The following is an 8,579-nucleotide window of genomic DNA, read 5'->3' as shown; positions in this document are numbered from 1 at the left end:
ACCCCATGACCACGCAACCCCGGGACACCGGCAACGACATCGCGATCGTCGGCATGGCCGGGAACTTCCCCGGCGCGCCCGACCTCGGCACGTTCTGGGCCGATCTGTGCGCCGGACGCGACGGCATCACCCGGATGACCCGCGACGAACTGCTCGCGGCCGGCGTGCCGGCCGAAACCGCCGACGATCCGGCCTTCGTCGCCGCGGCCGGAATGCTGCCGGACGTCGACCGCTTCGACGCCGACTTCTTCGGCTATTCCCGTGCCGACGCCGAACTGCTCGACCCGCAGCACCGGCTGTTCCTCGAGTGCGCCTGGCACGCGCTGGAGGACGCCGGGACCGATCCGGACGCCCTCGAGGGGCTGGCCGGAGTGTTCGCCGGCGGCGCACCCAGCACGTACCTGATGTCCAATCTGCTGCAGAACGACGTGACCGCGCTGACGGTCGGCCCGGACCAGCTGATCCTGCAGAACGAGAAGGACCTGCTGGCCTCCCGGCTGTCGTTCGCCCTCGACCTGACCGGGCCCTCGGTGAGCGTGCAGAGCTGCAGCTCCACCGGTCTGTCCGTGGTCGCCCAGGGCTGTTCCAGCCTGCTCACCGGCGAATCCGACCTGGTCGTGGCGGGCGCGGTGTCCGTCGTGGTGCCGCAGGAACCCGGCTACCTCTACCGCGAGGGCAGCCGGTTCGCCCCGGACGGCGTCAACCGCATCCTCGACGCCGAAGCCGACGGCAAGGTCCCCGGCAACGGGCTCGGCGTCGTCGTCCTGCGGCGGCTGGAGGACGCGCAGGCCGACGGCGACCGGGTCTACGCGGTGATCCGCGGCTGGGCCATCCACCACGAGGGCAATCGTGCGCGCCAGGGATTCAACCTGCCCGGCGTACCCGGCCAGGCGGCGGTCGTCGCCGAGGCGATGGCCGCCGCCGACGTCGAACCCGCCGAGATCGACCACGTCGAGGTGTCCACTTTGGGCACTCCATTCGGTGACGTCGCGGAGATCTGCGCGCTGCAGAAGATCTTCGACGTCGACGAGGTCGAGCGCGTCACGCTCGGGTCGATCGACGCGAACCTCGGGCACATCAACCAGGCCGGCGGGATCGCCCGGTTCATCAAGGCCGCCCTCGCGCTGCACCACGAGAAGCTGCCGCCCGCGGTGAACTTCTCCACGCCCAACCCGCAGTTCGCCCAGAGCGGCGACAAGCTGGTCGTGCAGCGGGATCTGGCGGACTGGCCACGCGGTGACCGGCCGCGCCTTGCCGGGGTCAGCGCGAACGGCTTCGGCGGCACCGACGCCCACGTCGTCCTCGAAGAGGCCCCCGAAGACGCCCCGGCGCGCCCGGCCGCCCGGCCGCACCATGTGCTGATCTGGTCCGCGCGCACGGCCGAGGCGGCCGACGCCGCCACCGGACGCCTCGCCGCCGCATGTCCGGAGTGGACCGACCTCGCGGATGTCTCCTACACGCTGCAGGCCGGGCGGAAGGCGTTCGAACACCGGCGGATGACCGTGGTGTCGTCACCGGAGGACGCGGCCGAGGCGTTCGCCTCCGACACGCGGATCCTCGCCGAGGCCGACTCCTGCCCGCGGCAGGTGGGTTTCCTGCTCGCCGGCGTGGGGGAGCAGTACCGCGGCATGGCCGGCGGCCTCTACGACAGTGAGCCGGAGTTCAAGGCCGCCGTCGACGAGTGCGCCGCGCTGTTCCGGGAGCACCTCGGCACCGATCCCACGGAAAGCCTGCGCGGCGCCCGCGGTGACGACGGAGGTGATCTGGCCCGGCTGCTCGGCCGCGCCACCGACACCGAAGAGGCGGGGCCCACCGCCACCCAGCCCGCGGTGTTCACCCTCGGCTACGCCCTGGGCCGTCTGCTGCGTGCCTGGGGCGTCGAGCCGGCCGTCCTCGCCGGCTACAGCGTCGGCGAGTTCGCCGCGGCGACGCTCGCGGGCGCACTGACGCTCGAAGAGGCGACCGCGCTGGTCGCGTTCCGCGCCAAGCTCATCGAACAGCTGCCGCCCGGCGCGATGTGCGCGGTCCCGCTCGGCCCCGGCGAACTGGCGAAGCTGGTCGGCGACGTGACGGCGTACGGCGTCGACGTCGCCGCAGTCAACGGTCCGCGGATGATCGTGGTCTCCGGCCCCACCGACGGCGTCGAGAAGCTCACCGCGGCGCTCGCCGAACACGGGGTTCCCGCCCGGCTGCTGCGGACCACGCACGCGTTCCATTCGCGCGCCCTGCGGCCCGCGGCCGCCGAGCTGACCGCCTGGGTCCGCGAACACGTCACTCCGCGGGAGCCCGAAGTCCCGTACCTCTCCAACGTCACCGGAGCACCGATCACCGCGAAGCAGCTCAAGGACCCGGGGTACTGGGCCGAGCACATGTGCCGCCCGGTCCGGTTCGCCGCCATGATCGAGCATCTGGCCAGTGCCGCACCTGGAAACGTATGGCTGGAGCTGGGTGCCGGGCAGTCGCTCGGTGCCATGTTCCGCGGTCACCCGGACTTCCCGCAGACGTCCTGGCCGCTGCTGGTGCCGACGATGCCGGGCGAGGCCGACCCCCGCCCGGACACCGCGGTGCTGGCGGAGGCACTCGGGCGGGCGTGGCTGTCCGGGGTGGACATCGGCTGGCGCGGCTACCACGCCGGCCGGGACCCGCGAAAGACCACGCTGCCCGGCTACGCGTTCCAGCGCGAGCGGTACTGGATCGAGCCGACCACCACCCGGTCGGCGGCCGAGGTCGCCCTCGGTGCCCGGGCCGCGGACGCGGTGTCCGCGCGGCCGGTCCACCTGGTCGAAGGCGAGCTGGACCGCACCGCCCGCGACCTGGCGACCCGGCTCGGCGCCGAACTGGGCGTGACCGTCGTGTTCGCCGACGAGCACGCCGGCGGGGCCGAGGCGGTGCGGGCCGCGTACGGACGGCTCGACGGAGTGCTGGACCTGACCACGAGCAACGCAGTGAAGGAGCAACGATGAGCCTCGTCGGAGTCGTCGGCGCCGGTGTGATGGGCACCGGGGTCGCGCAGAACCTCGCCACCAGCGGGCACGACGTCGTGCTCGTGGACGTCGACCCGGGCACGCTGGCCGACGCCAGGGACCGGATCGAGCTCGAGTGCCGGATGAGCCGGATGCTCGGCGGCCCGGACCTCGACGCGGAGGCCGTGCTCGCCCGGATCACCACCGGCACCGAGCTGGAGCTGCTCGCCGAAGCCGGGGTCGTGATCGAGAACATCACCGAGAGCTGGGACCTCAAGGCGCGGCTTTACCCGAAGCTCGACGAGGCCTGCAAGGAAGGCACCGTGTTCGTGGCCAACACCTCGGCCATCCCGATCACCAGGCTCGCCGGCCTGACCGCGCGGCCGGACAAGGTGATGGGCGTGCACTTCATGAACCCGGTGCCGATGAAGCCGGCCTGCGAGTTCATCCCCGGCTACCACACCAGCGAGTCCACCAAGGACCTCGTGCGGGAGCTGCTGGTGTCGATGGGCAAGAAGCCGATCCCGGTCAACGACGCCTCCGGGTTCGTCTCCAACCGCGTGCTGATGCTCACCGTCAACGAGGCGGCTTTCCTGGTGCACGAAGGAGTCGCCGACGCCGCCACCGTCGACGAGGTGTTCCGCAGCTGCTTCGGGCACCCGATGGGCCCGCTGGAGACCGCGGACCTCATCGGCGTCGACACGATCCTCTACAGCGTCGAGGTGCTCCACGACGAGTTCAACGACAGCAAGTACCGCCCCTGCCCGCTGCTCAAGCAGATGACCGCGGCCGGGCTGCACGGCCGCAAGAGCGGCCGGGGCTTCTACAGCTACAGCGCGGCGGGCGCGGGCTGAGACCGCACCGCCCGTCCCTTCCGCAACCGAGAGAGGTTTATCCCATGTCGCAGGACATCCGCGGCGAGATCCGCACCTTCATCGGGGCGAAGTTCCCCGGCCTGTCGTTCACCGACGAGCAGGACATCTTCGCACTGGGCTTCGTCAACTCGCTGTTCGCGATGGAGCTGGTCATGTTCATCGAGAAGGCGTTCGGCACGCGGATCCCCAACGAGGAGCTGAAGCTGGACAACTTCCGCACCGTCGAGCGGATGGCCGACCTGGTGCAGCGGCGGGTCGCCGCCGCCGCGCACTGAACCGGGGAGGACAGGTGACGGTGAGGACACGACCGGAAGCCCCCGAACTCGTGGTGCTGGGGCGCTTCGTCGACGGAGAGGTCGCGCCGCACGCGAACGCGTGGGAGCGGGCCGAAGAAATCCCCGGCGACGTCCGGGCGCGGGTCGGCGAACTCGGGCTGTGGGCGCCGTTCCTGCCGGTCGAGTCCGGCGGCGCGGGGATGGACATGGTCACCCTCGGCCGGGTGCACGAGGAGGTCGGCCGCGGCTGTTCGTCACTGCGCAGCCTGCTGACCGTGCACACCATGGTCACCGCCACCGTGCACCGCTGGGGCGACGACGAGCAGCGCGAGCGGTGGCTGCCGGCCCTGGCGACCGGGGAGACCCTCGGCGCTTTCTGCCTGACAGATCCCGACTTCAGCGGCAGCGACGCCACCGCGGCCGGTACCGTCGCGGTCGCCGACCACGGCAGCTGGACGCTCACCGGCCGCAAGAAGTGGATCACCGGCGGGCAGCGGGCCGGGCTGCTGCTGGTGTTCGCCGACACGGCCACCGGGATGAGCGCGTTCCTGGTGCCCGCCGATCACCCCGGCGTCCGCGTCACGCCGGTGCGGCACATGCTGGGCACGACGGCCAGCATGCTGGCCACCATCGAGTTCGACGACGTCCGGCTCGGCCCGGGCGCGCTGGTCGGCCCGCCGGGCTGGGCGGCGGGCACGGTGATGACCGGCGCGCTCGACCTCGGCCGCTACAGCGTGGCCTGCGGTTCGGTCGGGATCGTCCGCGCCGCGCTCGCGGCGTCGGCGGCCTACACCTCGCAGCGGTCGGCCGGTGGCGGGCTGCTGCGTGACCTGCCGCAGATCCGGGCGAAGATCAGCGACATGGTGACCGCGCGCGACGCCGGGCGGCTGCTGTGCGAGAAGGCCGGGCGGCTCAAGGACGCCGGCGACCCGGCGACGATCATGGCCACCTGGGTGGCCAAGTACTTCGCGTCCACCGCGGCCGCGAGAACGGCGTCGGACGCGGTGCAGATCCACGGCGCCAACGGCTGCGGCCCGGACTACCCGGTCGCGCGGCTGTACCGCGACGCGAAGGTCATGGAAATCATCGAGGGCAGCACCCAGATCCAGGAGCTGACCATCGCAGACGATGCCTACCGGGAGGTGGCGGGATGACGAGCGCGAACTCCGCGGTCGCCACGGCGGACAAGCCCAAGCGCGGCCGGATCAAGTGCGTGGTCTGGGACCTGGACAACACGGTGTGGGACGGAACCCTGCTCGAGGACGGCACGGTCACTGTCCGGCCGGAGGTCGTCGCCGAGATCAAGCGGCTCGACGAGCTGGGCGTCCTGCACTCGGTGGCCAGCCGCAACGACCACGACGCGGCGATGGCCCAGCTGAAGGCCGCCGGACTGGACGAGTACTTCCTGTACCCGCAGATCACCTGGAACCCCAAGTCCGGGTCGGTCGAGCGGATCGCGCAGGCGCTCAACATCGGCCTGGACGCGATCGCGTTCGTCGACGACCAGCCCTTCGAACTGGACGAGGTGGCGCACGCGCTGCCCGCGGTCAAGACCGTCGACGTCGCGCGGCTGGCCGAGGTGCTGGCGTCGGAGGAGTTCCGGCCCAGGTTCGTCACCGACGAGTCCCGCATCCGCCGCCAGCTGTACCGGGCCGCCGCCGAGCGCGACCGGGTGGCCGAGGACCACCAGGGCACCGACGAGGAGTTTCTGTCCACTTTGGACATGAAGTTCACGATCGCCCGTGCCCAGCGCGAGGACCTGCAGCGGGCGGAGGAACTGACCGTCCGCACCAACCAGCTGAACTCGACCGGGCGGACCTACTCCTACGACGAGCTCGACGAGCTGCGCACCTCGCCTGAGCACGTGCTGCTGGTCGCGTCGCTGTCGGACAAGTACGGCGGCTACGGCAAGATCGGCCTGGCGCTGGCCGAGCGCGGCACCGACGCCTGGCACCTGCGGATGATGCTGATGTCGTGTCGCGTGATGTCGCGCGGGGTCGGCACCGTGCTGCTCAACCACATCATGGGCCTGGCCAAGGCCGAGGGTGCCACGCTGCGCGCGGACTTCGTCGAGACCGGCCGCAACCGGGTCATGTACGTGACCTACGCGTTCGCCGGCTTCCGCGAGGTCTCCCGTGCCGGCAGCAGCCTCGTGCTGGAGTCGGACCTCGAGCGGATCCAGCCGCCGCCGCCCTACCTGACGGTGGAGGTGAAATGACCACGGCGACCGTGCGGCCCTGGCTGCCCGGCGGGCTGCCAGCGGGTGGCGCCACGAAGCTGTTCTGCTTCCCGCACGCGGGGGCGAGCGCGGCGGTCTATCGGGACTGGGCCGCCGCCGCGGGCGAGGTGGCCGTGGTCCCCGTCCAGCCGCCGGGCCGGGCCGAGCGGGGCCGCGAACGGCCGCACGAGGACGTCGAGGCCATGGTCGACGACGCCCTCGAAGGCCTCGCCGACGCGTTCACCGGCGACTACGCGTTCTTCGGGCACAGCCTCGGCGCGCTGGTGGCCTATTTGCTCACGCGGCGGCTCGTCGAACGCGGCGCGACCCCGCCCCGGCACTTGTTCGTCTCCGGCCGGGCCGCGCCGCAGCTGCCGGACACCCGCCCGCCACTGCGGGCCCTGCCCGACGACCGGCTCGCCGCGGAGCTGCACGCCCTCGGCGGGCTGCCGGACGTCCTGCGGCGGGAGCCCGAGCTGCTGGCGATGTTCCTCCCGCTGATGCGCGCCGACCTCACGGTGAACGAGACCTATCGCCACGTGCCGGGGGACCGGCTGCCGGTGCCGCTGACGGTGTTCGGCGGCGACCGCGACCCGCGCGCCGACCGGAGCGAACTGGAGGCGTGGCTGGAGTTGTCCTCGGACGCCGCGTTGTTCACCTACGCCGGCGGGCACTTCTACCTCGAGGACCGGGTGCCGGAGCTGCTCGCGGTCGTGCGCCGGAGGCTGCAGCGATGACGATGTGGTCACCGGCGTGGCGACAGCCCTCGGGTGCGCTGGGGGAACGACTGGAACCGGGGCGGGACGTGCACGTGTGGCGGATCGCCCTCGCCCGCGTCCTGGCCCCTGGCGACGCGTACGGCCTGCTCGGCGGGCTTTCCGAGGACGAACTGCGTCGTGCGGCGCAGTTCGTCGTCGAGGAGGAACGCATCCGGTTCCTGGCCTCGCACGTCGCCCTGCGGCAGGTGCTGGCCTGCTACACCGGCGCCGGGCCCCGCGCGGTGGGCCTGACCTACGACGGCGGCCGCCCGGTGCTGGCCGGGCGCACCGGGCTCGAGTTCAGCCTGTCCCGCTCGGGCGGGCTGGCGCTGGTCGCGGTGGCTTCCGGCGTCCGGGTCGGCGTCGACGTCGAGGAGGTCCGGCCGGTGGACCACACCGGACTCGCCGAGCGGACCCTGACCGTGGGGGAGGCAGCGGGCGTCGCCGGGCCGGAGACGTTCTTCCGGTACTGGGCCTGTAAGGAAGCCGCGCTGAAGGCCGACGGCACCGGTCTCGCCGGTCTGCCCGGCCCGGCCTTCACCCTCACCGGCGACGACGTGGTGTTCACCGGCACCGACCGTCCGGAGTGGACGATCAGGGAACTCGGCGCGGGCCCGCGGCACGCCGCGGCCCTGGCCGTACAGGCGCGCCCGGTGACGGTGCGCGCGTTCGACTGGCTCCCGGCCGGAGCCCATCAGGAAGGGGTCCCGCGATGACCGATCCTCGGGCGGAACTGGAGGAGTTCATCGGCACCAAGGAGTTCAGCTGTCTCGGCGCCCGGTCCGCGCTGAAACGCGGGTCCATCGAACACGGCCACTACCCGGCGCTGGGCGACCCGGAGTCGGCACGCGCCAACTACCGCGACCTGCTGGGGTACGCGCGGGGTATCCGCCCGACGTTGTCGGACAAGAGCTTCCGCACGTTCGTGGCGACGTTCGAGACCCCGGGCGAGGTGCTGGACGAGCAGGTGCACGAGCGGCTGCTGTGGCAGCACCTGCAGCTGATGCACGACATCGACAGCCGCACCTACGGCCTCGACGACGGGGCGACGTCGGATCCGGACGAACCGAACTTCGGGTTTCACGTGGCCGGCCACGCGTTCTTCCTCGTGGGCATGCATCCGGGCGCGTCCCGGGCCAGCCGCCGGTTCGTCCGGCCGGCGATCGCGTTCAACTCGCTGATGCAGTTCATGTTGCTGGGCGAGAAGTTCTTTTCCATGCAGGACGCGATCCGCAAGCGCGAGGCGACCAACAACGGTTCGGTGAACCCGAGTTTCACGGAGTACGAGTACCAGATGCCCTCGCGCCACTTCTCCGGCCGCATGACCGAGGAGGACTGGAAGTGCCCGTTCACCTCGCGGCACGAGGCCTCGTCGGTGAAGTACACGTCGGATGTGATGCAGCGCCCGGCGGGCTGAGAGCACGTCCGCCTGACGCAGCGGGACCGCACCCGAGCAGGGCGGCCGCGACCCGGTACCGGGCGTGGCCGCC

Annotated in this window: 8 protein-coding genes; all 8 read left to right on the top strand. The window is 71.8% G+C overall.

Annotation, left to right across the window (positions count from 1 at the left end):
• Window positions 1–5: 5 nt before the first annotated feature.
• Genes BJY18_RS06330 through gntA form a run of 8 tightly spaced genes read left to right on the top strand, consistent with a single transcriptional unit; the run spans window position 6 to window position 8,506 of the window.
• The gene (locus BJY18_RS06330; RefSeq protein WP_184778511.1) at window positions 6–2,963 is read left to right on the top strand and encodes a type I polyketide synthase; all 2,958 of its coding nucleotides are present in this window, start codon (window positions 6–8) and stop codon (window positions 2,961–2,963) included.
• Window positions 2,960–3,817, top strand: coding sequence for a 3-hydroxyacyl-CoA dehydrogenase family protein (locus BJY18_RS06325; protein WP_184778509.1), 858 nt, complete (start codon window positions 2,960–2,962; stop codon window positions 3,815–3,817). The genes BJY18_RS06330 and BJY18_RS06325 overlap by 4 nt, the downstream gene beginning before the upstream one ends.
• 44 nt (window positions 3,818–3,861) lie before the next feature.
• Window positions 3,862–4,113, top strand: coding sequence for an acyl carrier protein (locus tag BJY18_RS06320; RefSeq protein ID WP_184778507.1), 252 nt, complete (start codon window positions 3,862–3,864; stop codon window positions 4,111–4,113).
• 14 nt (window positions 4,114–4,127) lie between these two features.
• Window positions 4,128–5,267 carry an acyl-CoA dehydrogenase family protein gene (locus tag BJY18_RS06315; protein WP_184778505.1) on the top strand — a complete coding sequence of 380 codons (1,140 nt, stop codon included), beginning with the start codon at window positions 4,128–4,130 and terminating at the stop codon, window positions 5,265–5,267.
• Window positions 5,264–6,331 carry an HAD-IIIC family phosphatase gene (locus BJY18_RS06310; RefSeq protein ID WP_184778503.1) on the top strand — a complete coding sequence of 356 codons (1,068 nt, stop codon included), beginning with the start codon at window positions 5,264–5,266 and terminating at the stop codon, window positions 6,329–6,331. Before BJY18_RS06315 ends, BJY18_RS06310 begins: the two co-directional genes overlap by 4 nt.
• The gene (locus BJY18_RS06305; protein WP_184778501.1) at window positions 6,328–7,068 is read left to right on the top strand and encodes a thioesterase II family protein; all 741 of its coding nucleotides are present in this window, start codon (window positions 6,328–6,330) and stop codon (window positions 7,066–7,068) included. Before BJY18_RS06310 ends, BJY18_RS06305 begins: the two co-directional genes overlap by 4 nt.
• A complete protein-coding gene (locus BJY18_RS06300; RefSeq protein WP_184778499.1) occupies window positions 7,065–7,805 on the top strand; it encodes a 4'-phosphopantetheinyl transferase family protein in 741 nt (246 codons plus the stop codon). The genes BJY18_RS06305 and BJY18_RS06300 overlap by 4 nt, the downstream gene beginning before the upstream one ends.
• Window positions 7,802–8,506: a guanitoxin biosynthesis heme-dependent pre-guanitoxin N-hydroxylase GntA gene (gene gntA / locus BJY18_RS06295; RefSeq protein ID WP_184778497.1), complete on the top strand. Its 705-nt coding sequence runs from the start codon at window positions 7,802–7,804 to the stop codon at window positions 8,504–8,506. The genes BJY18_RS06300 and gntA overlap by 4 nt, the downstream gene beginning before the upstream one ends.
• Window positions 8,507–8,579 lie beyond the last annotated feature (73 nt).

This window comes from Amycolatopsis jiangsuensis (genome assembly GCF_014204865.1).
Taxonomy (GTDB): domain Bacteria; phylum Actinomycetota; class Actinomycetes; order Mycobacteriales; family Pseudonocardiaceae; genus Amycolatopsis; species Amycolatopsis jiangsuensis.
This window is presented reverse-complemented; position numbering and strand designations above follow the sequence as displayed.

What these genes read in the sequence shown, in the direction of transcription:
- BJY18_RS06300 (WP_184778499.1), top strand. Translation starts at nt 7,065, where the DNA reads ATGACGATGTGGTCACCGGCGTGGCGACAGCCCTCGGGTGCGCTGGGG.
- gntA (WP_184778497.1), top strand. Translation starts at nt 7,802, where the DNA reads ATGACCGATCCTCGGGCGGAACTGGAGGAGTTCATCGGCACCAAGGAG.
- BJY18_RS06330 (WP_184778511.1), top strand. Translation starts at nt 6, where the DNA reads ATGACCACGCAACCCCGGGACACCGGCAACGACATCGCGATCGTCGGC.
- BJY18_RS06310 (WP_184778503.1), top strand. Translation starts at nt 5,264, where the DNA reads ATGACGAGCGCGAACTCCGCGGTCGCCACGGCGGACAAGCCCAAGCGC.
- BJY18_RS06305 (WP_184778501.1), top strand. Translation starts at nt 6,328, where the DNA reads ATGACCACGGCGACCGTGCGGCCCTGGCTGCCCGGCGGGCTGCCAGCG.
- BJY18_RS06320 (WP_184778507.1), top strand. Translation starts at nt 3,862, where the DNA reads ATGTCGCAGGACATCCGCGGCGAGATCCGCACCTTCATCGGGGCGAAG.
- BJY18_RS06325 (WP_184778509.1), top strand. Translation starts at nt 2,960, where the DNA reads ATGAGCCTCGTCGGAGTCGTCGGCGCCGGTGTGATGGGCACCGGGGTC.